Origin of the sequence: Hymenobacter nitidus (assembly GCF_020447315.1) — a bacterium.
Classification (GTDB): Bacteria; Bacteroidota; Bacteroidia; order Cytophagales; family Hymenobacteraceae; genus Hymenobacter; species Hymenobacter nitidus.
This window is the reverse complement of record NZ_JAJADQ010000005.1, coordinates 1-21,614: the sequence shown is the minus strand read 5'-3', so window position 1 is coordinate 21,614 and position 21,614 is coordinate 1. Positions and strand designations below refer to the sequence as shown.

Sequence of the window (21,614 nt, the reverse complement as noted above, 5' to 3'; positions counted from 1 at the left end):
CTTTACCTACGCTTTGCGCCCTAATGGTGCCGAGCTTGTTTGCCCATGCCCGTATTCTCGCACCTGCACTGCCATACCCAATATTCCCTGCTCGACGGCCAGGCTAGCATCGGGGCCCTGATGAAAAAGGCCCAGGCCGACGGTATGCCCGCCGTAGCCCTCACCGACCATGGTAACATGTTCGGGGCCTTCAACTTCGTGGCCGAAGCCAATAAGTACAACGTGAAGCCCATCGTGGGCTGCGAGTTTTACCTGGTGGAAGACCGGCACAAGAAGAGCTTCAGCCGGGAAAAAGGCGAGCGGGACGTGCGCCACCACCAGCTGCTGCTGGCCAAGGACCAGGCCGGCTACCAGAACCTGGCCAAGCTCTGCTCCATGAGCTTTATCGAGGGCGTCTACAGCAAATATCCGCGGATTGATAAGGAGCTGCTGCTCCAGTACCACGAGGGTCTGATTGCTACTTCCTGCTGCATTGGCGCCGAAATTCCGCAGGCGTTGCTGTGGAAAACCGAAGAGGAGGCCGAGAAGCAGCTCAAGTGGTGGCTCGACGTGTTTGGCGACGACTACTACATCGAAATTCAGCGCCACGGCATCGAGAACATCGATAATACGGGCAAAAGCCAGGAGGACCTGAACCAAGTACTGCTCAAGTGGGCGCACAAGTATAACGTCAAGGTTATCTGCACCAACGACTCTCACTACGTCGACCAAACCGATTTCGCGCCCCACGACATTCTGCTGTGCGTGAATACCGGCGAGGAGCACAGCATCCCGGTCGGCGACTTCCAGACCAAGTACTTCCGCTTGATGTCGCAGGATAAGAAGGTGCTCTACGACCATCTCGACAACCTGCGCCCCCTGGCCGCCTCCGACGACCAAGTGCGCCGCCAGCTGATGCGCATCGACGAGGAGTTCCAGATGCCCAAGCCCCGCTCCCGCTTCGGCTTCCCCAACGACCAGTTCTACTTCAAGAGCCAAGAGGAAATGAACCGGCTGTTCAGCGACGTGCCGGAAAGCGTGGACAACACGAACGAAATCGTGGATAAAATCACGCCGCCTAAGCTGCAGCGTGATATTCTGCTGCCCAACTTCCCCCTGCCGCCCGAGCACCCCACCGCCGACGCCTTCCTGCGCCACCTCACCTTCAAGGGCGCCTTCGAAGGGCCCAAGCCGCGCTATTCGGTGCGCACGCCCGAAATTGAGGAGCGCCTCGACTACGAGCTGCGCGTGATTGAGACGATGGGCTTTGCCGGCTACTTCCTCATCACCCAGGACTTTATCAATCACGGCCGCAACATTGGGGTAGCCGTAGGTCCGGGCCGGGGCTCGGCGGCGGGTTCGGCTGTGGCTTACTGCATCGGTATCACCAACATCGACCCGATTAAGTACTCCCTGCTGTTCGAGCGTTTCCTAAACCCGGAGCGCGTATCCATGCCCGATATCGACATTGACTTTGACGACGTGAACCGTCAGAAAGTCATTGACTACGTGGTGGATAAGTACGGCAAAACCCAGGTAGCCCAGATTATCACCTTCGGTACCATGGCCGCCAAGAGCAGCATCAAGGATGTAGCCCGCGCCATGGACCTGCCCCTGCCCCAGGCTAACGACCTGGTGAAAATGGTGCCCGACCAGGTAGGCACAACGCTGACCAAGGCCTTTGCCGAAAACCAGGAGCTGGACCTGATCCGGCGTGACGAGGCACCCGACAACCTGCGCGGTCAGATTTTGCGCCTGGCTACCCAGCTCGAAGGCTCGGTGCGCAACACCGGCATTCACGCGGCCGGCGTCATCATTGCCCCCGACGACATCACCAAGTACATTCCGGTTTCGACCTCCAAGGACTCGGACCTGCTGGTAACGCAGTTCGACGGCAAGGTGATTGAGAGTGCCGGCATGCTCAAAATGGACTTTCTGGGTCTGAAGACATTGACCATCATTGTCGATGCCATCAACCTGATTGAGCAGAACCACGGCGTCAAAATCGACATCGACGAGATTCCGATTGACGACCAGAAAACCTACGAGCTCTACCAGCGCGGCGACACCATCGGCACGTTCCAGTTTGAATCCGAGGGCATGCGCATGTACCTCAAGGACCTCAAGCCCACCAACATCGAGGACTTGATTGCCATGAACGCCCTGTACCGGCCCGGCCCGATGCAGTTCATTCCGAACTTCATCAACCGCAAGCACGGCCGCGAGACGGTAGACTACCCCCACGAGTTGCTGGAGCCCATTCTGAACTACTCCCAGGGCATCATGGTGTACCAGGAGCAGATCATGCAGACGGCCCAGATTCTGGCCGGCTACTCGCTGGGCGGCGCCGACTTGCTGCGCCGGGCCATGGGTAAGAAGGACATGAAGAAAATGGCTCTGGAGCGGGAGAAATTCTGCGAGGGCGCCGAGAAGCTACACGGCATCAAGGCCAAAAAGGCCAACGAGGTGTTCGACGTAATGGAGAAGTTTGCGGCCTACGGCTTCAACCGCTCCCACTCGGCCGCCTACTCGGTGGTAGCATACCAGACTGGCTACCTCAAGGCCCACTACCCGGCCGAGTACATGGCCGCCGTGCTCACCAACAACATGGGCGACATCAAGAAGGTGACGTTCTTTATCGAGGAAGCCCGCAAGCAAGGCGTGGCGGTACTAGGTCCCGACGTGAACGAATCCATCCTGAAGTTCAACGTGAACAAGCAGGGCCAGATTCGCTTCGGTATGGCCGCCGTGAAGGGCGCGGGGGAAGCTGCCATTGAGAACATTGTGGAGGAGCGCGGCAAAAAAGGCCCCTTTACCGACATTTTCGACTTCTCGAAGCGCGTCAACCTGCGGGCCGTCAACAAGAAAACGTTCGAAAGCCTGGCTTTGTCTGGGGCCTTCGACTCGTTTGAGCGCTACCACCGCCGCCAGTTTGTGGAAGCCCCCAGCGGTGACCAGAACCTCATCGACAAGGCCGTGAAGATGGGCCAGCAGTACCAGGCCGACCAGGATTCGGCTCAGCAGAGTTTGTTTGGCGGCGGGGCATTCGGCGCCGTGGCCATGCCTTTGCCCAAAGTGGCCGACATGGAACCCTGGCCCGCCGTGGAACAGCTGCGCCGCGAGAAGGAAGTGGTGGGCTTCTACCTTTCGGGCCACCCGCTCGACGACTTCAAACTCGAAATCGACTCGTATTGCACCTGCGGCCTCGACAAGGTGGAGAGCTACAAAAACCGTGAGGTGACCGTAGCCGGCCTGATTACGAACGTGCTGTTCAAGACCACCAAGACTGGCCAGCCCTTCGTATCGTTTAGCGTGGAAGACTACGAGTCGAGCCTGAACTTGGCTTTGTTCCGCGACGACTACTCGCGCTTCTCGGCTCTGATTAACCCGCGCAACTACGACAAGGAGCAGGTGCCGCCCATGTACATCCGGGGCAAGTACGCCCAGCGTTTCCGCGACTCCGACCAGTTCGAATTCAAGATTCTGACCATGGAGCCCCTGTTCAACGTGGCCGAAAAGCTGGCTAACGGCGTGCGAGTTCAACTGGATTTGCGCACCATCACCGAGCCCTTCATGGACCGCTTTATGGAAGCCGTGGAAGGCTGCGCGGGCTCCAAAAAGCTCGAAATCAAGTTTGCCGAGCCCCACGAGCACTTGGCCGTCGACACCTATTCGCGGCGCTACCGCATCGAGCCCAAGGAGTTTATTCGCCGGATGCGTGAAATGGAAATAGAGGCCTGTCAGTTGATTTAAACCCGAAGAATAAGCACAAAAAAGGGAGCCAAGATCTGGCTCCCTTTTTCGTTTCAGCTAGTAAGCCAACCACTACGAGCGACGCTGGTCATCGTCGGTGGTGTAGCCGCTGCGTTGCGTATTGGTAGTCGTGTCGTTGATGCGCTCCACGTCTACTTCGGTTTTGCGCACCGTGTCGCGGATGGTTTCCTCCCGCTCGGTTACTTCCTTACCCAGCGTTACTTCTTCTATTACACGGGCCTCTTTGCCCACTACGGCCCGCTCGGCGCTTTCGGTAATCTCGATTTCACCTTCCTTGAAAGCATTGAAATCGGCTTCCGTAGCGGGGCGATTCACGGCGTGGCGCTCCACGTTCACGTGCTCTTCCCGCAGCCGCACGCTGGCTTCCACAGGGCGCTCCACGATGCGGCTGCGCAGGCGGGCCCCACCGGTTTGCTCCACGCGCTTGCCTACCTGCAGATTCTCTTCGATTACCTGCGCCGACATACCTGCCTGACCGGCGGCAGCGCTGGCCTGTAGGTTGTTGGCCCCGGCATAGCCCGTCTGGGCGGCGCGCTCATCTACATCCACGGCCCCGGCCCGGTCCAGGATTTCGGCGGCCTGGCGGGCATGCTCAGCGCTCTGGCAATGTACTGTCACGATGGAATGCCCCTGCCGGGCTACGTGCGAGTAGCGGCGCGCATCCTCGGTATCGTCGCCCCCGAACAGGTTGCTGAAGAAGTTGCTGATGCCGTCGCCGGTGCGGCCGGCAGCATCTCCTACGGCTTCCGTCGTGGTGCCGCTGGTATTCTGGTAATTACTGCTGTTGCTGGTATTGCTGCCTGTAGCGCCCGAGGCTCCACCGGATGAAATGTCTACGTTTTCCTGAGTGAAACCGGCCGCGGCAAGTTGGCTGGCGGCTTGTTGGGCTTCCTGGGCATTATCGAAAAATCCTACTACGGTCTGGCTCATGGCGAGAGAATCTAGGGTTTGGGAATAGGTTAAAGGGCAATAAGCTATTCTGAGGGAGTTGGCTGAGTGGCAGTACCCGTCGGCGCGGAACCTGCCGCCGGCTGCCGCTCCACGTGCAGTTCTTCGTGGCGCAGCACAATGGGCTGGGTGTGCGTGGTGCTTTGGGTGCGCTTAGTCACCCGGATTTCCTCCACTACCAACAGCCGGGTCACGACAACCTCGCGCAGCACCGGGATGATGGTCGTGTCGCCGTCGTAGCGCAGGCCGGGGGTGGGGGCGCCATCGGCCACGAACTGGTTGACGGGCACCCGCTCAACCAGCACTTCTTCGTGCTGCAGCGGTATTTCCAGCATTTCTTCCCGCTCGTGCACCGTTTTGGCAATGCGCACCCGGCCGCTTTCTACCACCTCCCGGGTAATCACGGCCTGTTCCTCGATAACAGGAATAACCGAGGGGGCGCCGGTAGCAGCATAGTGCTGCTGGTGTGGTTGCGAAGACGGAGCAGAGGTGTGATTGGGGTCCATGCCCAAATCTTACGGCCCCCTTTTCCGATGGTTCCTATTGCCGAGCTACCGAGCACCACCATATTTTCGGCTCGTTTAGGACGAAACCTATGCCTCTAATACATCTTGATATTTAGATACATGAGCTTAAAACCAACCCAGAATAATCGTAACTAAACTGTAAGGCAAAACGAAAAGTAGAAAAAATCAACCTAATGATCCGTTGAACTTAACCATGATTTTTTGGTAAAATAATTTATCCGTAAGCTGGTACTGCCGTTGAAACTGTCTATTGACCCTTCTCACCAAAGCAACTCGGCACGCTTACTCTCCTTACCCAACCTGACATACTGGCGGCATGAAACTTTCCGGCGCGGGACTTGTTGAACTCGCAATCTGCTACCTTGCGGCCCCAAGTTTCGTAAGAAGCATTTTCATTGTCACCACAAACCCCCTATTGTCATGGGACATAAAGCCATCGAAATTACCGATGCTAACTTCGACCAGATCATCAACTCCGATAAACCCGTGCTCGTGGATTTCTGGGCCGAGTGGTGCGGTCCGTGCCGCATGGTCGGTCCGGTAGTTGAGGAGCTGGCCGGTGAATACGAAGGCCGCGCCGTAATTGGCAAAGTTGACGTGGATTCTAATCCCCAGACCTCGGCTAAGTTTGGCATTCGCAGCATCCCAACGCTGCTCGTGTTCAAGAACGGCCAGATCGTGGATAAGCAAGTAGGTGCCGTGCCCAAGCACGTACTGGCCCAAAAGCTCGACGCCCAGGTAACGGCCTAAGCTGCTTCGCAGTAAATACCATAGAAAAAGCCCTGCTTTCCATGTGAGAGCAGGGCTTTTCTGTGGGTATTCCGTACCCCCACGCGATTTAGTAGCTCTCGTCAGGGTTGCCTACCCGCGCCTCCGTCGGCGGCGACTGGGTAGCTTTCACGCCGCCAAACAGCTTGAAGTTGGGCGCAAACATGATAGGCAGCGTGTAGGTCATGGCCGTAGGCACGTTATATTCGCGGCCAGGCCGAAAGGCAGGCAAGGCGGCTATAACGCGCCGGGCTTCAATGTCGACTTCGGGCGCCAGCCCCCGTACTACGCGCACCTGGCTGATGCGGCCATCTTCTCCTACCGTGTAGGACACGTACACCTTGCCGGTAATATTCTTGCGCCGGGCCGCCTTCGAATACACCGTGTTGCGGGCCAAATACTGCATCAGGGCTGCCTGCCCACCCGGAAACTCGGGAGCCTGTCGGCGCCGAGGCGCCCCGGCGTACAACTCCCCATCCAGGTTGAAGAACTTCAGGTTGGTGCTGCGGCCGTTGTCCAGCTTTTCGATGGCACTGAGCTGGCCGGTATCGTAGTAGTAACGCCACTCGCCGTGGGGCCGGCTGGCCACGTAGGTACCTTCGGAGCGCTTCTGCCCGTTGCGGTGCACGCTAATCCACTTGCCCACGCGCATTCCATCCGAGTACTCACCCCGCTGGCTTACTTTCCCGTCTTCGTACCACGACACGTACACGCCGTCGGCTTCGTCGTTATGGTAGTGCACCTGCCCGGCCTTATTGCCATTAGGATGATACCAAGTGAAAAGGCCGTTGCGCACTGTTGGTTCCTGGCCCGTGAGCGTACCGCGCAACAGTAGGGTACCGTTTAAGGAATAGTCGCGCATGGCGTAGCCGCTTTCTCCCTTCTTACGGTCGACGACGCGGTAGTGCGTGGCGCTGTCGGGCACTGTTTCTTCGTCGCGGGCATTGAGGTATACGGCCGGCAGGCTTTGGGCCCGGGCGGCCGGCACCAGGGTAGCAGCGGCTAATAATGCAAAGAGAAGTGCTTTCATAGACACCCGGATAAAAAACAGTGTAGGCAAGATACTTACTTACTCGTTTATCCCCAAGTACCGGTGAACCAGACGTTATCTGTGGCTCCTATCCCGGCTCGGGCACTAGGCTATACTGAGAATCCGGTAACACAGTTTCCAGGAAAAATACAGAAGTGCCGGCCGGGCATCCAAAGTTCGTAGAGGGCTGCGTTGCCGCCACAGGCACTGGCCCAATATGCTGCAATGCGTAAAAGGGCAGTCAGCCAGAAATACGTCTGGTTGACTGCCCTTCAAGCAAAGCCGCCTGGGTAATAAGCTAATCGAGCTGAATAGCGCGGTTCAGGTTTTCCTCCAGGGAAATCAGCGTTTCGGTACGCTCAATGCCGTCGATGAGCTGCACCCGGTCGTGGAGCACGTCGCGCAGGTGCTGGGTGTCGCGGCACACGAGGCGGGCAAACACGCCGTAAGCCCCGGTGGTGAAGTGAATGCTGACTACTTCGGGTATTTCCCGCAGCTGCTCAACGACGCTGGCGTAGACGGAGCTTTTGAGCAGGTAGATGCCCAGAAACGCGCTTACGCCATACCCCAGCTTCTGGTAATCAATCTTTAAGGTTGCGCCTTTCACAATGCCCAACTCCTCGAGTCGAGCCATACGCACGTGTACTGTGCCCCCGGAAACATGCACTTTACGAGCAATTTCGGTGTAGGGAATCTTAGCATCTTCGATAAGAAGAGACAATATCTTGCGGTCGGTGTCGTCAAGTTCGTAATTACGGGCCATTTTTCAGCGGGTTGATTGCCTATTTCGCAAACCTTGTTGATTAATTATAAAAACTATGTAAATTTTACGCCATAAGCCTGCCATTATTTTATTTATTCAACCCAAACACTAAATTTGTTACAATCCAACGCAGAAGGTGTTGGCCTATTGTAGAATGATGAAATTGGCAGACATGCCCCCCTCTCTCGGGGGTGGTGAACTGGGAGAAACTGGTCCGGCGGCCGGCTAACTACACCGTGGAGGTTCGAACCCTTCTTCTACAGCTGATTAGTTGGATAATGTGAGGAGGGAAAAACCGGGACGTATCTGGGTGGGTACGTCCTCATTCAAGAGGCTGCATCTGGGTGGGTGCAGCCTTTTCTGTGTTTAACAGGCTGTTACAGAAGCATTGTATGCTGGACTCTCGTGCTCTAATCGGGTGCAAAGAAAACTAAAAAACCCTACAAGTAAGTAGCCCGACCATAAAAACCCCGTTGCCATGCGTATTGCGGCAGGGTTCTTATGGTCGGGCTTGGCTTCAAGAACGGGCGCGACAACCGCGTCGTAAGACGGGTTAAGATGCCGGCTTTTTGCGGGTGACCCGGGTACCAATACAACTCTGTAGTACGGGGTGGGGCCACTGGGCCTACCGCTGCGCTACCGGCTGACGGTGGCGGGCAAGGCCGGTTTCCAAAAACTGAATAAACTTATTAACGTCCGACTCATAGGCTACGGCCGGAGCCAGCAAAACCGGCTTTTCCATAGTGCTGGCCGGGTCGAGCAGCACGTAGTAGGGCTGGGCATTCATGTTGAAGCGGCTGATCTGAAAGTCCAGGTTTTGCTCCCCCAATGTTTTCTTGACGCGCTGGTCACGGGCCGAAGTATACCACTGGCTGGCCGGCAGCTCCGTCTTGTCATCGGCGTAGAGGGCCACAATAATAAAGTCGTCCTGCAGGTGCTTCAGCACGCGGGAGTCGCTCCACACGGAGGCTTCCATCACGCGGCAGTTGCCGCAGTTGTGCCCCGTGAAGTCGACGAACACGGGCTTATTTTGCTGGCGGGCACAGGCCAGAGCCTCCTGCAGCGTGAAGTAGCCCGTCAGGTTGTGCGGCAGCTCCAGCTGGTCGGCGAAGCGCGGCGTGCTGCATAGCTCGGTGCCGACACCAGCAGTAGAAGCGGCCGGAGCCGGGTTCTGCCAGGCAAAATCCTGGCGGGTAGCGGGTGGGGCCAGCGCCGAGAGACCATTGAGCGGCGCTCCAAACAAGCCAGGCACCATGTAGACCATAAACGACAGAGCCACGGCCGCCAGCAGCAGATGGGGCACGCTCACGCGGGTACTTTCACTGTCGTGGGGCAGCCGGATCTTACCCAGCAGATACAGGCCCAGCAAGCCGGCCAGCACTATCCAGATGGCCAGGAAAATTGGCCGCGGCAACAGGCCCCAGTGGTAAGATAAATCGGCTGAGCTCAGAAACTTGAAAGCCATGGCCAGCTCCACGAAGCCCAGCACGACTTTAAGCGTATTGAGCCAGCCCCCGGAGCGCGGCATGGATTTCAGCCAGGTGGGGAACAGCGCAAACAGTACGAAAGGCAAGGCAAAGGCCGTGGAAAAGGCCAGCATGCCCAGCGTGGGGCGCAGCAGTTCGCCGTTGGCGGCGGCTATGGCCACCGAGCCCACAATGGGTACGGTGCAGGAAAATGAAACGAGCACCAGCGTGGCTGCCATGAAAAACAACCCCGACCAGCCGCCTTTATCGGCCTGGGCATCCACTTTGTTAACCAGGCTGCTGGGCGCGTTGATTTCGAACATGCCCAGAAACGACATGCCGAACACCAAAAATATCACGAAGGACAGCAGATTGGGTAGCCAGTGGGAGCTGATAACGTTGGCCGCATCGGCGCCAAACAGCAGGCTGACCACCACCCCGACACCGGTGTAGATGCTGATAATCGACAGGCCGTACACCAGGGCTTTGCTGATGGCCTCGCCCCGGCTCCGGCTGTTATTGGTGAAGTACGAAACCGTCATGGGTAGCATCGGGTACACGCAGGGCATGAGTACGGCAACCAGACCGGCTCCGAAAGCCAGCAGCAGGTACTTCCACAGGCTCAGAGTGGTGCCGGCCGGCTGGGCGTCGGTGGCCGCCGCCAGCGTGGCACCTGGCGCGGCTGAGCTAGCCTGGGCCGACGCTACAGTTTCGGGCACAGCAGAAGCGGTAGTAGCGCTGTCGGTGCTGGCCGGAACTGCCGGATCGGGTGCGGCGGTAGCTGCAGGAGTTGTGGCAGGCCCGGCAACGGCGGCGGGCGGGGTGGCGGAAATAGCCGGCGCGGCTGCCGCCGGAGCTGTGCTGGCCGTGCCCGTTACCTCGATGGGGCCGAAGCTCAGGGTTTCATTGCCGGGAATACAGCGGCCGTCGACGTCGGTGCAGCTTTGGTATTCCACCTCGGCCGTGATGGTAAGCGGGCCGGGCTGTAGCACCCGGATGCGCTGGCGGATCTGGCCGGTTTTTTCGAAGTAGGTAACGTCTCCCTTAAACACCTCGTCAAACGCCTTTTTCGCGCCGATTGACTTGGGCTTGCCCACCAGTACGTAGGCCGGGCTTTTGGCAAAGCTGAACGCAAACACCGTGGGGCCCAGGTCGGGGTCGAAGTCGGTGGCGTAGAGGTGCCAGGTGTTTTCGATGCGGGCATTCACAATTACCTCTAGCTCCTCTCCTACTTTGGCGGTGGGCTGGCTAAGGGCAGTGCTGAGCTTGGCCGGCGTAAGGACCTGAGCAGTGGCGCTGCCCACCCAGAGCAGCAGAAACCAGAGCGGCAGCACTATTTTTTTACTAAAAAGCATGAAGCAGAGTTAGGGCAACGACAACGTTGGAGAATAAACAAAGTACGGCAGGAAGTGTCACAATCTTGTTATCAAGGCTGCTTGGGCCCGGCGGCGAGGCGGCCGGTATTGGGGTTTGGCGCCCACCGCCGGGCCCGAATAGCAACTGGGCCGGAACCGCTTGGACAGAATCTCGTACTTTTGTGATACCAAGGGAGCTGGGCCGCGTGAGCCCGACCCCCGGATCTATGGCCTTAAATATCCTTTTTACCGTTCTGCTTGTGTTGCTGAACGGCTTTTTTGTGGCGGCAGAGTTTGCCTTCGTCAAAGTCCGCATCTCCCAAATCGAGATTAAAGCGCAGGGCGGCAACCGCCTGGCCAAGCTCGTGCAAAGCATGCTGCACGATTTGAACTTCTACTTATCGGCTACCCAGCTGGGCATTACCTTGGCCTCGCTGGCTCTGGGCTGGATTGGGGAAAGCGTGGTGGCGGAAGTCGTGCTGGCCATCATTCACCAGTTCGGCATTACCCTCTCCGACGCGACCGTGCACAAAATTGCGCTGGCCACGTCGTTCACCCTGATTACGGTGCTCCACATCGTGCTGGGCGAGCAGGCGCCCAAGGTGCTGGCCATTCAGAAGCCCGAAACCACCTCGATGGCCATTGCCATTCCCCTGCGGGCCTTCGCCTTTGTTACCTTTCCCCTGATCTGGCTGCTCGACTGGCTTTCGAACATGGTAGCCGGCTTGTTTGGCGGCACCGCTACCCACGGCACCGAAGTACACACCTCGGAGGAGCTGCGCCTGCTGCTGGACCAAAGCAAGCAGAGCGGCGAGATTCAGGACTCGGAGCACGAGCTGATCGAAAACGTGTTTGAGTTCAACGACCGGATGGTGAAGCAGATCATGGTACCCCGCACCAAGCTCTCGGCCATCGACGTGAATACGGCCCAGGATGCCGTACTCGAAATCGTGTACAACGAAGGCTATTCGCGCATTCCGGTGTTTGAAGACAACATCGACAACATCGTGGGCGTGCTCTACGTGAAGGACTTGCTGCAGATTATTCGCCGCAACGAGCCCATCGTCTTGTCGAAGATTATGCGTCCGGCCTACTTCGTGCCCGAAACCAAGAAGATAAACCGGCTGCTACGCCAGTTTCAGCGCAAGCACACGCACATGGCCATCGTCTCAGACGAATTCGGCGGCGTGTCGGGCATCGTGACCATCGAGGACATCATGGAGGAGCTGGTCGGCGAAATCCAGGACGAGTACGATAACGAGGTGCCGGTGGTGGAGAAGGTGTCAGAAACGGATTACCGCGTCAACACCTCCACGCCCATCTCCGACGCCAACGAGTACCTGCCCTTTCCCCTGCCCGAAGGCGACGACTACGAAACGGTGGGTGGTCTGCTCAACGTTATCTACGGCAACATTCCGGAAGTCGGCGACGTGGCCGTGCTCGACAATTACGAGTTCCGGGTGCTTCAGCGCTCCAAGCGCGCCGTAGAGCTGGTGCAGCTGCGCGTCACGACTCGCGAGGAGCGCGAGGCCACCGACGAAGCAATGAGTCTGTAGCTTGTAAAGACGACTAAGCAAACTGAAAAGGCCCGATTGGTACGCAGTCGGGCCTTTTCGTTTGCTCCATGCCAGTGCTACTCCGGCTTCAGCCAGCTGGCGTAGAGCACATAGTTGTCGGCCGTGCGGCTCAGGTTGGCGCGCTGCTCGTCGGTCACGGGCTTGATTTTGCGGGCCGGAATGCCGGCGTACAGGTAGCCCGGTTCGCACTGGGTGTTTTCCAGCACCACGGCCCCGGCCGCAATAATGCAGCCCCGCCCTACCACGGCCTGGTCCATCACAATGGCGCCCATCCCGATGAGCACGTCATCTTCGATAGTGCAGCCGTGCACAATGGCTTTGTGGCCGATACTGACGCGGGAGCCCACCGTCGTGGCTGCTTTCTGGTAGGTGCAGTGCAGCACGGCCCCATCCTGGATATTGGTTTTATCGCCGATGCGGATGCTGTTCACGTCGCCGCGAATTACGGCGTTGAACCACACGGTGCAGTCGGCGCCCAGCGTCACGTCGCCAAGGATAGTGGCATTTTCGGCCACAAAGCAGTTGGCTCCCAGCGTGGGCAAAATACCGTGAACCGGCAGAATCAGAGCGGGCATAGAGGGAGAGGTAAGGTGGCGGAATGGTGAGCTGACGTTCTTATGGCGCAATCTGCACGGTTAGAACAACAAACTCACTATTTCACCAGCTCACCAGTTCACCTCTTACCGGGTCAGCATGCGTTTCCAGGTGCCTTTCTGCACGTTGTATTTCAGCGTGCTGGGCAGGGCCTGCCAGAAGTATTTGTTGACCTCCACGGCAAAGCTGGGCTGCATGTAGCAGTTGATGGTGCAGCCCTCACATTGTGGCAGACGGCCTTCCAGGGCAATCATGCGGCCCACCTCGGGCGAGTGGTACAGCTCGTGGAGCCGGCCCTGGATGGGGAATTTTTGCTCGCCCAGGTGGTAGCACGGCACGACCAGCTCGTTGCTGGGCGAAATAACCAGCGTGGTGCTGGCTGCTTTGCACACCGGCGCCGCCACGTGGTTGCCGCCGTCCTTGCGCAGCTGAATAAACGCCTCGTTCAGGTACACGCCCCGCTTTTTGCCGAAAGCCGACAGGTAATCCAGCTCGGCGGCACTGAGCTGCTCCCCGGTTTCGACGCTGTTGTACTCAAAGGCAGGGTTAATAATGAGCATCAGGCCGTTGGGCTGGGCAATGTCGCGGTACACGGCCTCCAGATCGGGCAGGTTCTCGCGGAAGACGGTGAACAGAATATCGGGCCGCTCACCCAGCTCCTTGGCCACCCGGATGCTTTCGAGCACGAAGTCGTAGCAGGCCACGCCGCGGCCTTTGTCGTGCACTTCCTTCTCGGAAGCATCGAGCGAGAAGTGCAGCATGTCGACTTTGCCGCGCAGCTTTTCCGCGTACTTGGGGTAGAGTAGGCAGTTGGTCGTCAGGGTGGTAATAAAACCCATGTCGTGGGCCAGCCCCACAAACTCGTGAATCTGACGGTGCAACAGCGGCTCCCCACCCGTGAAGTCGACCACACTGACGCCCAGCCGCTTCAGGTCCCGCAGGTTCTGCTCCACATCGGCCAGCTGGATGTAGGGCGAGGGTTTCTCCCAAATATCACAGAAGGAACAGCGCGCATTGCACCGGTAGGTAACGTAGTAATTGCACAGAACCGGATGACGAACTAGACGCATAATGAGGCTAAAGGTACGCAGTAACCGGCTGGGAGCCGAGTCGGGAAGATGGGGCGGCGGGCGGCATGCAACCAATTCCACTTAAGGCTGCTCATCCCCTAACACCACTTATAGTTACCTTTTACCCATGAAAGTCTCTACTTTATTACTGCCGGGTCTTGCACTTACGATGCTGGGAATCAGCGCCTGTAGCAAGGAGAACGTGAATACTTCCCCCGATTTCGATAAGGACACTATCCTTTTTGGCTCCTTTTTCGGTGAGTGCGAAGGTGAATCCTGCGTTGATATTTACAGGCTCGACACAAAAAACCAAACGTTGGCCGAAGATACCCAGGACCAGTATCCCAATGGCGATACTCCCTACAACGGCACCTACGTAGCCCGCAGTCAGGCCGACTACACCCTGGTCAAGGACCTGATTCAGCAAGTGCCCGCCGAGCTGGTGAACGAGAGAAACCCTGTCATTGGCATGCCTGATTACACCGACGCCGGCGGTTATTATATCGAAGTTACGCAGGCTGGCAAGCGCCGCTACTGGCTGATTGACACCCAGAAAAACAACCTTCCCTCCTACCTACGCGCGTTTGCCGATACGCTGGACATACGCCTGGGCAAGCTGCGCTAAGCGTTAGTGCTGCAACGTGCCGCGCGCCACGTCCCATTGCTTGGGCGTGGCAGCCAGTGCTGCTTCGGTAGCGGCGCCGTAGTGCTCCAGGTAATAGTTGCAGAAGCCTTTCAGCGGACAATTCGGACAGTCGGGCTTGGTAAAAAAGCAGATGTGCTGCCCGTGCCAGTAGTTGTGCTTATGAAAGTTGAGCAGCACCAGCGCGTCTTTGGGTAGCTGGCTGAGCAGCACCTGGTGCGCCTTTTCCACCGATACTTTCGGCCCAATCATGCCCACGCGCTGGGCCACGCGGTGCACGTGCGTATCGACGGGCAGCACGGGCTTCTGATAGTTGAACAGCAGTACCAATGAAGCCGTTTTCAGGCCGATGCCAGGCATAGCGGTCAGCCACTCCAGGCCTTTTTCCGTGGGCCACTCCGCCAGGAAGTCCAGGGTAAAAGTGCCCTGCTCGGCTTTGATACGGCGCAGAATCTCCTGAATCCGGGGCGCCTGCGTGTCGGGCCAGCGGGTAGTGCGGATGGCGTGGGCCAAGTCGGCGGTGGGAGCTGCCAGCACGCCTTCCCAGTCGCCGAAAGCCTCCAGCATCCGGTCGTAAGCCAGCTCCTCGTCGCGGTGCGTAGTACGGTGCGACAGTAGCGTGCTGATCAGCTCGCGCATGGGCGTACGGCGCGGCGCGGGGTCGAGCGGGCCAAAGAACTGGTTCAGAATAACGTGGTTCTGCCAGGTTTTATCAGTGGGCGGTAACGAATAGGCATCGGTCATCTACGCGTGTACCGCCGCTACCAGTCTGGGGTTACAATCGCCCCAGTTAGCGCCTCGCCTATTTTCAGCTCCCGGGCGGGCACAAAAAAAAGCGGCACCCGGAGGTGCCGCCTTTTTTGTTGGTAGCGGGAAGCTTAGATAGTGCCTTTCTCGGCAGCTTTCTTCAGTTTCTCGTTGGCGAAGATGGCAACTTCCACCCGGCGGTTGGCAATACGGCCAGCCTCGGTCGAGTTGTCGGCTACGGGCTGCTTCGAGCCGTAACCCGATACCGTGAAGCGCGAAGCGTCTACACCTTGCTGCTGCGCGTAGTTAGCTACAGACTGAGCCCGGCGCTGCGACAGGGGGTCGTTGATGGCATCCGAACCGCTGGTGTCGGTGTGACCTTCTACAATAACGTTGGTGTCATTGTACTTAATCAGGGTCTTGGCCAACTCAGCAATGTTGTCTTGAGCCGTCGAGGTCAGAGCAGCCGAGTTCTTGGCGAACAACAGGCCCGAATCGAAGGTAATTTTGATGCCTTCACCCACACGCTCTACGCGGGCACCAGCCATTTCCTTTTTCAACTCAGCAGCCTGCTTGTCCATCCGACGGCCAATCAGGGCCCCGGCACCGCCACCTACGGCAGCACCAATGATAGCACCTTTGGCCGTACCCGACTTACCGCCGATTACGCGGCCCAGCACGGCACCACCGGCAGCACCACCCAAGCCACCAATGATAGCGCCTTTAGCCGTTTTGCTCCAGGGTTTCTTTTCGGTGGTCGTCGTTTGGGCCTGAGCATAGTTGGTGCCCAGCAGCAACACGGCCATCATCATTGCGATATACGAACGAAGGGTTTTCATTGTCTTGTGGTTTTGTGTTCTTGGTGTGATGTAAATATGCAGAGTTTTTCATTTTCAGCCGCCGCAAGAGAAGTTTTATCTCGCGTCTGACTGTCTGTTGCAAGGTAATTTGCAACCACCTTGCCAAAGTGAGTAAGCCAGAGAAAAAATTTAAAAAAAGCTCTTCAGCTAGTTTTCAAGCCGTTTTTCCAAGCCAGCCTATTTCTATAAACGCTGAAATATGGTCTGTATTGCCACTAAAAGTGCCGAGTATAAAGCTGCCACTGGGTCCTGGTATTTCACAACTAAATTCCTTGTTTCAGAATACTTGCTTTAAATTAATTTTAAGCCTTAGTGCACCCTTTTATTTAACTGATTGATTTAAAAAGCATTTGCTTTTGGGTCTATCCTAAATTAAACTACCTCCCAAAAGAAAGCCGGACATAAAAAAAGGCCGCACATAGCATGTGCGACCTTTTTTTGTTAAAGCGAGAAAGCAACAGCTTACAGAGTGCCGTTTTCGGCAGCTTTTTTCATTTTCTCGTTGGCGAAGATGGCAACTTCTACGCGGCGGTTAGCCTGCTTGCCTTCTACCGTAGTATTGTCGGCCACGGGCTGCGACGAGCCATAGCCTTTGGTCGTGATGCGCGAGGCGTCTACCCCTTGCGAGGTGGTGTAGTTGGCCACAGCCTGGGCCCGGCGCTCCGACAGTGGCTGGTTGATGGCATCCGAACCGGAGTTGTCGGTGTGGCCTTCCACAATGACGTTAGTGTCGGGGTACTTCTTCAGCACCTCAGCCATTTTGGTGATTTCCGACTGCGAGGCAGCCCGCAGGTCCGATTTGTTGGTATCAAACAGAATGCCCGAGTCGAAGGTGATTTTGATGCCTTCGCCTACCCGCTCCACGCGGGCGTTCTTCATGTCGCGCTGCAGCTCTTCGGCCTGCTTGTCCATTTTGCGGCCAATCAGAGCGCCACCCGTGCCGCCCACGGCAGCACCGATGATAGCACCGGCAGCCGTACCCGACTTGCCGCCAATTACGCGGCCCAGTACGGCGCCAGCGGCAGCGCCGGCACCGGCGCCAATGAGGCCACCTTTGGCCGTTTTGCTCATGCCGGTTTTACGCTCGCCGGTTCCATTGCTGGTCGAAAGATCGGGCTGGCTGGCGGGCTGCGATGAAGCGCAGGAGCCGAGGAACATGGTCAGAGCCATGAAAAGAGCCAGAAGGGATTTGGGAGATTTCATCAGTTAAGAATTGGTGGAAGGAAAAAAGAGCGGGTTTGCTTACCAGTCCGGATGTGCTTACTTGACTTGCCGGCAAAATGTTCGCCAAATATAGGCTGCTGGCTATACCCAGCTCAACTACAGATGGAAAATTTACTGCCGGGCAAATCAAAAGCCCGTTCAGCGCATCAGATATGCGCTGAACGGGCTTTTTCCAAAAAGCTTGCCGAAAATCCGCGTGTTTTTAGCGCAGCGTTGGCTGGGGCTGAGCCACAGCTACTTCCGCAGGGCGCAGCATCGTAATCAAATCGGCGAGGCGCTGCTTGAGGTCCTTGCGGTCCACGATGAAGTCCAGGAAGCCATGCTCCAGTACAAATTCGGAGCTCTGGAAATCCTTGGGCAAGTCCTTGCCGATCGTCTCCTTGATAACCCGCGGGCCGGCAAAGCCAATCAGGGCGCCGGGCTCAGCAATGTTGAAGTCGCCGAGCATGGCGAAGGAAGCGGTGACGCCGCCCGTAGTGGGGTCGGTCAGCATGGAAATGTAGGGCAGGCCGGCTTCGGAGAGCAGCGCCAGCTTGGCCGAAGTCTTGGCCATCTGCATCAGGGAGTAGCCGGCTTCCATCATGCGGGCCCCACCCGACTTGGAAATCATCAGGAAAGGCAGGCGGTTCCGGCGGGCATAATCGATGGCGCGGGCAATTTTCTCTCCTACCACCGAGCCCATCGAGCCGCCGATAAATTTGAAGTCCATGCAGGCTACCACCAGGTCGAGGCCGTGGAGGCGGCCGTGGGCCGTGCGCACGGCATCCTTCAGGCCGCTGCTCTTCTGGGTGGCGGCCAGGCGCTGCGGATACGCTTTGGTATCGACGAAGCGCAGCGGGTCGCCGGAAGTCAGGTTCTCATCCAGCTCCACGAACTGGTTGTTGTCGAACAGGATTTCGAAGTATTCGGCCGAGTCGACCCGGTCGTGGTGGTTGCACTTGGCGCAGGTATACAGCAGGCGCTTGTGCTCGGCCATGGAGGCCACCGTTTTACACTCGGGGCACTTATACCACAGGCCGTCGGGCGTCTCCTTCTTCTGCTCCGTCGGGGTGACGATGCCTTTCTCTACGCGCTTAAACCAAGACATTGAAGTCAATCTTAATAGTGGGAAGCTGCAAGGTAAGACTCGTAGCGGCGGGCAGCCAGCAGCGGGTCTACGTTCAGCAAATGTGTAGCAGGCAAAGGTAAGGCAGCCAGGGGGTAGTTTCCTATGCCCCCGCATGCCGACTTAGCGGGCTTTTACGCAAGCGTGATGGTTTGGTCGAGGTAAATGTCCTGAATAGCGTACAGCAGCTCCACACCCTCGGCAAAAGGCCGCTGAAACGCCTTGCGGCCTGAAATCAGGCCCTGGCCTCCGGCGCGCTTGTTGATGATGGCCGTCTGCACGGCTTCTTCCCGGTCGGTGGCGCCCTTGCTTTCCCCGCCCGAGTTGATCAGGCCGATGCGGCCCATGTAGCAGTTGGCCACCTGGTAGCGCGTCAGGTCAATGGGGTTATCAGACGAGAGGCTCTCATACATGGCCTTGTGGGTTTTGCCAAACTTCAGGGCCGAGAAGCCGCCGTTGTTTTCGGGCAGCTTCTGCTTGATGATATCGGCCTGAATAGTGACGCCGAGGTGGTTGGCCTGGGCCGTGAGGTCGGTGGCCACGTGGTAGTCTTGGTCGGCGGTTTTGAAGGCGTTGTTGCGCAGGTAGCACCAGAGCACCGTGGCCATACCCAGCTCGTGGGCCCGCTCGAAGGCCTGGCTGACCTCGATAATCTGGCGGTTGGACTCTTCGGAGCCGAAGTAGATGGTGGCGCCCACGGCCGTGGCACCCAGGTTCCAGGCTTCTTCCACCGAGCCGAACATTATCTGGTCGAACTTATTGGGGTAAGTCAGCAGCTCGTTGTGGTTGATTTTAACCAGAAACGGAATCTTGTGGGCGTATTTGCGGGCCACTGTGCCGAAGGTGCCAAAGGTGGTTGCCACGGCGTTGCAGCCGCCTTCCACAGCCAGCTTGATAATGTTTTCCGGGTCGAAGTACATTGGGTTGGGCCCGAATGAGGAGCCGGCCGTGTGCTCAATACCTTGGTCGACGGGCAGGATGCTCATGTAGCCGGTGCCGGCCAAGCGGCCGTGGTTGTAGAGCTGGCCCAGGCTGCGCAGCACCTGCGGCGTGCGGTTGCTGGGCACAAAGCAGCGGTCCAGAAAATCGGGGCCGGGCTGGTGAATCAGGTCCCGGCTGATGGTTTTGCACTCGTGCTGGAGCAGCGCCTCGGTTTCGGCGCTCAGGGGGGTAAGAGAAGCCATGGGTGGAAGTTGGGTGGAGAGAGGAAGAGCTAAAACGTGAACAAATATAAAGTGAAAATCAAACCACGGCCGGCTCCTGGCTGGCAGATGCGGGCTGGCCTCGCTACCTTGCTTCGGGGAATCGGCTTCGCTGCTGACCAGCCCCATTCAGTGCTTCTCACAAGATACTACCCGCGTGAAAAAATTCTCTTCCCTGCTCCTGGCTCTGGCCGTCGTGGCCGGCTCGACGCTGCCCGGCTGCGTGGCTTCCAAAAAGTATGATGACCTGCGGGCCCGCCAGACGGCTACCGAACAAGGCAAAGCCGAAGCCGAGCGCCAGCAGCGCCAGGCCGTGGCCGAGCTGAAAAAAACCACCGATGAGCTGACCGAAATGCGCCTGACCAACAAGCGCCTCACCGAAGACTCGGCCCAGACCGGCAACGCCCTGCGCCGCACCCGCTCCCTCTACACCCAGCTCACCGACAGCTACGACAAGCTACTCAAAAACAGTGACCGGGCCATGGCCGATAAGTCGGCTGACTATAACAAAGTGGCCAAGGACCTGGCCCGCCGCGAAGCCGAGCTGGGCGAGCTGGACACCAACCTGCGCCGCAGCAAGGCCGATATCGACAAGCTGAACGCCGACCTAAAAGTGCGCGAAGCCAAGCTGGCCGAGCTGACCCAGGCCCTGGCCGACAAGGACAAGGCCGTGAATGACCTGCGGGCCAGTGTGAGCAACGCCCTGCGCGGCTTTCAGGGCACCGACCTGCAGGTGAAGATGAAGGACGGCAAAGTATACGTGTCGTTGTCGGAGCAGCTCTTGTTCAAAACCGGCTCGACCAAAGTGGACCCCAAAGGTCAGGAGGCGCTGAAGCAGCTGGCCGCCGTGCTCAAAAACCAGCCCGACGTGAACGTGGTAGTGGAAGGTCACACCGACAACGTCGCCTTCAGCCGCCCCACGGCTGCCATGCAGGACAACTGGGACTTGAGCGTGCTGCGCGCCACCGAAATTGCCCGCCTCATCACCTCCGGCGGCGTGGCCCCACAGCGCATCACGGCCTCGGGCCGGAGCCAGTACATTCCGGTGGCCGCCAACGACTCGCCCGGCAACAAAGCCCTGAACCGGCGCACCGAAATCATCCTGACGCCCAAGCTCAACGAGCTACTCAAGATTCTGGACAGCAACTCCACTACTTCCACCACCGGCAAATAGGCTCTCCGCCGGTTGCTTTTGAACCGGCGGCGTGGCGTTTTAATGCAGATATTCTGACGGGGCAGCTTGCGGGCTGCCCCGTTTTTGTTACCCGATTTTTACTGTACGGTATCTGTTAATCCGCCTATTCGTGCTTCTGCTTAGTCCGCTCGGGCTCGGTGGTTGGCCCTCGGCCCAGGCCAGCTACACTCCGGGGGCGAACAGGCGTATAAGAATTAGCAGATGACCACGCTGCCAAACGTTTGCTGCGCGCCAGCACCGAGTAGTCCCCGACCTTCACGCTGCAACTGCTGTTGAGGAAGCCCCCAACGAAACCACAACGCCAGGCCCCACGGGCTGGCGTTTTTTTATTGCCCCTGTATTCTGGTCGTTACTGCTGGCACTATCAGTCTCAGCTGCTGCTCGGCGACCTTTTTATCCTGCCAATCGGGGTGTTGGTGTAATAAAGTTCAGCTCGGCTACTTCGGTGCTTACCTATGCTGCACGCCACGCCGGGGCGGAACAAACAAGAGCCTGGCTGCCGCTTCCTGCTTCTTGAGGTCCACTTTTGATGGGTACTCCTTCCTGCTTCTTGCCATTGCTTTTCCAGTATTATCTAACCCCATTTTCACTATTCGTATGCTTCGCAAACCGCTACTCCGCTTTCTGTTCGCTGCCACCGCCATTATGGGCGCCACCTCTGCCGCCCAGGCCCAGCAGGAACAGCAAACCTACGCCAACGGCTCGTTGAACTCGTTGGGTATTGGCTCGGCTTACTCCACCAACCTGTGGAGCAGCTCCTACGTGGGCTTCAACCTGAGCAAGCAGA

18 protein-coding genes are annotated in these 21,614 nt (G+C 57.9%); 6 read left to right on the top strand and 12 right to left on the bottom strand.

Annotation, left to right across the window (positions count from 1 at the left end):
* The first annotated feature begins 45 nt into the window (after positions 1-45).
* The gene (gene dnaE, locus LGH70_RS10650; RefSeq protein WP_226185345.1) at positions 46-3,732 is read left to right on the top strand and encodes a DNA polymerase III subunit alpha; all 3,687 of its coding nucleotides are present in this window, start codon (positions 46-48) and stop codon (positions 3,730-3,732) included.
* Positions 3,733-3,804: 72 nt separating this feature from the next.
* Here the strand turns inward: dnaE and LGH70_RS10645 are convergent, their stop codons facing one another.
* Both LGH70_RS10645 and LGH70_RS10640 read right to left on the bottom strand, forming a co-directional pair.
* The gene (locus tag LGH70_RS10645; protein ID WP_226185344.1) at positions 3,805-4,683 is read right to left on the bottom strand and encodes a YsnF/AvaK domain-containing protein; all 879 of its coding nucleotides are present in this window, start codon (positions 4,681-4,683) and stop codon (positions 3,805-3,807) included.
* Between the two features lie 44 nt (positions 4,684-4,727).
* Positions 4,728-5,207: a YsnF/AvaK domain-containing protein gene (locus LGH70_RS10640; protein ID WP_226185343.1), complete on the bottom strand. Its 480-nt coding sequence runs from the start codon at positions 5,205-5,207 to the stop codon at positions 4,728-4,730.
* Between the two features lie 441 nt (positions 5,208-5,648).
* On the opposite strand from LGH70_RS10640, the gene trxA reads away from it, so the two are divergent.
* A complete protein-coding gene (gene trxA / locus LGH70_RS10635; protein WP_135464677.1) occupies positions 5,649-5,978 on the top strand; it encodes a thioredoxin in 330 nt (109 codons plus the stop codon).
* 88 nt (positions 5,979-6,066) lie between these two features.
* Here the strand turns inward: trxA and LGH70_RS10630 are convergent, their stop codons facing one another.
* From LGH70_RS10630 to LGH70_RS10620, 3 genes are all read right to left on the bottom strand, one after another.
* A complete protein-coding gene (locus LGH70_RS10630) occupies positions 6,067-7,026 on the bottom strand; it encodes an energy transducer TonB (protein WP_226185340.1) in 960 nt (319 codons plus the stop codon).
* A 298-nt stretch (positions 7,027-7,324) separates the two neighbouring features.
* On the bottom strand, positions 7,325-7,789 hold the full coding sequence (locus LGH70_RS10625; protein WP_226185338.1) for an Lrp/AsnC ligand binding domain-containing protein: 465 nt from the start codon (positions 7,787-7,789) through the stop codon (positions 7,325-7,327).
* Positions 7,790-8,414: 625 nt separating this feature from the next.
* A complete protein-coding gene (locus LGH70_RS10620) occupies positions 8,415-10,610 on the bottom strand; it encodes a protein-disulfide reductase DsbD family protein (protein WP_226185336.1) in 2,196 nt (731 codons plus the stop codon).
* A 227-nt stretch (positions 10,611-10,837) separates the two neighbouring features.
* Between LGH70_RS10620 and LGH70_RS10615 the strand changes: the two genes are divergently transcribed.
* Positions 10,838-12,166, top strand: a complete 1,329-nt coding sequence (locus LGH70_RS10615) for a hemolysin family protein (protein ID WP_226185328.1) — start codon at positions 10,838-10,840, stop codon at positions 12,164-12,166.
* A gap of 77 nt (positions 12,167-12,243) precedes the next feature.
* On the opposite strand, the gene LGH70_RS10610 is transcribed toward LGH70_RS10615, so the two are convergent.
* Together LGH70_RS10610 and LGH70_RS10605 are read right to left on the bottom strand one after the other, a co-directional pair.
* Positions 12,244-12,762 (bottom strand): gamma carbonic anhydrase family protein, encoded by a 519-nt coding sequence (locus LGH70_RS10610; protein WP_226185326.1) that lies wholly within the window; start codon positions 12,760-12,762, stop codon positions 12,244-12,246.
* Between the two features lie 105 nt (positions 12,763-12,867).
* Positions 12,868-13,851 carry a radical SAM protein gene (locus LGH70_RS10605; protein ID WP_226185324.1) on the bottom strand — a complete coding sequence of 328 codons (984 nt, stop codon included), beginning with the start codon at positions 13,849-13,851 and terminating at the stop codon, positions 12,868-12,870.
* Positions 13,852-13,978: 127 nt separating this feature from the next.
* On the opposite strand from LGH70_RS10605, the gene LGH70_RS10600 reads away from it, so the two are divergent.
* Positions 13,979-14,476 (top strand): hypothetical protein, encoded by a 498-nt coding sequence (locus tag LGH70_RS10600; RefSeq protein ID WP_226185321.1) that lies wholly within the window; start codon positions 13,979-13,981, stop codon positions 14,474-14,476.
* 3 nt (positions 14,477-14,479) lie between these two features.
* On the opposite strand, the gene LGH70_RS10595 is transcribed toward LGH70_RS10600, so the two are convergent.
* The 5 genes from LGH70_RS10595 to LGH70_RS10575 all read right to left on the bottom strand — a co-directional run bounded on the left by LGH70_RS10595 (position 14,480) and on the right by LGH70_RS10575 (position 19,614).
* Complete coding sequence (locus LGH70_RS10595) at positions 14,480-15,238, bottom strand: endonuclease III domain-containing protein (protein WP_226185320.1); 759 nt, start codon at positions 15,236-15,238, stop codon at positions 14,480-14,482.
* A gap of 134 nt (positions 15,239-15,372) precedes the next feature.
* On the bottom strand, positions 15,373-16,080 hold the full coding sequence (locus tag LGH70_RS10590; protein WP_226185316.1) for a YiaD family glycine zipper/OmpA-like lipoprotein: 708 nt from the start codon (positions 16,078-16,080) through the stop codon (positions 15,373-15,375).
* A gap of 483 nt (positions 16,081-16,563) precedes the next feature.
* Positions 16,564-17,304, bottom strand: coding sequence for a YiaD family glycine zipper/OmpA-like lipoprotein (locus LGH70_RS10585; RefSeq protein WP_226185313.1), 741 nt, complete (start codon positions 17,302-17,304; stop codon positions 16,564-16,566).
* Positions 17,305-17,527: 223 nt separating this feature from the next.
* The gene (gene accD / locus LGH70_RS10580; RefSeq protein WP_226185311.1) at positions 17,528-18,412 is read right to left on the bottom strand and encodes an acetyl-CoA carboxylase, carboxyltransferase subunit beta; all 885 of its coding nucleotides are present in this window, start codon (positions 18,410-18,412) and stop codon (positions 17,528-17,530) included.
* A gap of 152 nt (positions 18,413-18,564) precedes the next feature.
* Positions 18,565-19,614, bottom strand: a complete 1,050-nt coding sequence (locus LGH70_RS10575; RefSeq protein ID WP_226185308.1) for a class I fructose-bisphosphate aldolase — start codon at positions 19,612-19,614, stop codon at positions 18,565-18,567.
* A gap of 175 nt (positions 19,615-19,789) precedes the next feature.
* Here LGH70_RS10575 and LGH70_RS10570 point away from each other — a divergent pair, with 175 nt between their 5' ends.
* A complete protein-coding gene (locus LGH70_RS10570) occupies positions 19,790-20,806 on the top strand; it encodes an OmpA/MotB family protein (RefSeq protein ID WP_226185306.1) in 1,017 nt (338 codons plus the stop codon).
* Between the two features lie 618 nt (positions 20,807-21,424).
* Positions 21,425-21,614, top strand: a 190-nt coding sequence (locus LGH70_RS10565) for a hypothetical protein (protein ID WP_226185305.1), incomplete at its 3' end; no start/stop codon positions are given.

Bases quoted from the DNA above. Each gene is read 5' to 3' on its own strand.
- LGH70_RS10645 (WP_226185344.1), bottom strand. From the start codon at position 4,683: ATGAGCCAGACCGTAGTAGGATTTTTCGATAATGCCCAGGAAGCCCAA.
- LGH70_RS10615 (WP_226185328.1), top strand. From the start codon at position 10,838: ATGGCCTTAAATATCCTTTTTACCGTTCTGCTTGTGTTGCTGAACGGC.
- LGH70_RS10620 (WP_226185336.1), bottom strand. From the start codon at position 10,610: ATGCTTTTTAGTAAAAAAATAGTGCTGCCGCTCTGGTTTCTGCTGCTC.
- accD (WP_226185311.1), bottom strand. From the start codon at position 18,412: ATGTCTTGGTTTAAGCGCGTAGAGAAAGGCATCGTCACCCCGACGGAG.
- LGH70_RS10600 (WP_226185321.1), top strand. From the start codon at position 13,979: ATGAAAGTCTCTACTTTATTACTGCCGGGTCTTGCACTTACGATGCTG.
- LGH70_RS10595 (WP_226185320.1), bottom strand. From the start codon at position 15,238: ATGACCGATGCCTATTCGTTACCGCCCACTGATAAAACCTGGCAGAAC.
- LGH70_RS10640 (WP_226185343.1), bottom strand. From the start codon at position 5,207: ATGGACCCCAATCACACCTCTGCTCCGTCTTCGCAACCACACCAGCAG.
- LGH70_RS10630 (WP_226185340.1), bottom strand. From the start codon at position 7,026: ATGAAAGCACTTCTCTTTGCATTATTAGCCGCTGCTACCCTGGTGCCG.
- LGH70_RS10585 (WP_226185313.1), bottom strand. From the start codon at position 17,304: ATGAAATCTCCCAAATCCCTTCTGGCTCTTTTCATGGCTCTGACCATG.
- LGH70_RS10605 (WP_226185324.1), bottom strand. From the start codon at position 13,851: ATGCGTCTAGTTCGTCATCCGGTTCTGTGCAATTACTACGTTACCTAC.
- dnaE (WP_226185345.1), top strand. From the start codon at position 46: ATGCCCGTATTCTCGCACCTGCACTGCCATACCCAATATTCCCTGCTC.
- LGH70_RS10590 (WP_226185316.1), bottom strand. From the start codon at position 16,080: ATGAAAACCCTTCGTTCGTATATCGCAATGATGATGGCCGTGTTGCTG.
- trxA (WP_135464677.1), top strand. From the start codon at position 5,649: ATGGGACATAAAGCCATCGAAATTACCGATGCTAACTTCGACCAGATC.
- LGH70_RS10575 (WP_226185308.1), bottom strand. From the start codon at position 19,614: ATGGCTTCTCTTACCCCCCTGAGCGCCGAAACCGAGGCGCTGCTCCAG.
- LGH70_RS10625 (WP_226185338.1), bottom strand. From the start codon at position 7,789: ATGGCCCGTAATTACGAACTTGACGACACCGACCGCAAGATATTGTCT.
- LGH70_RS10610 (WP_226185326.1), bottom strand. From the start codon at position 12,762: ATGCCCGCTCTGATTCTGCCGGTTCACGGTATTTTGCCCACGCTGGGA.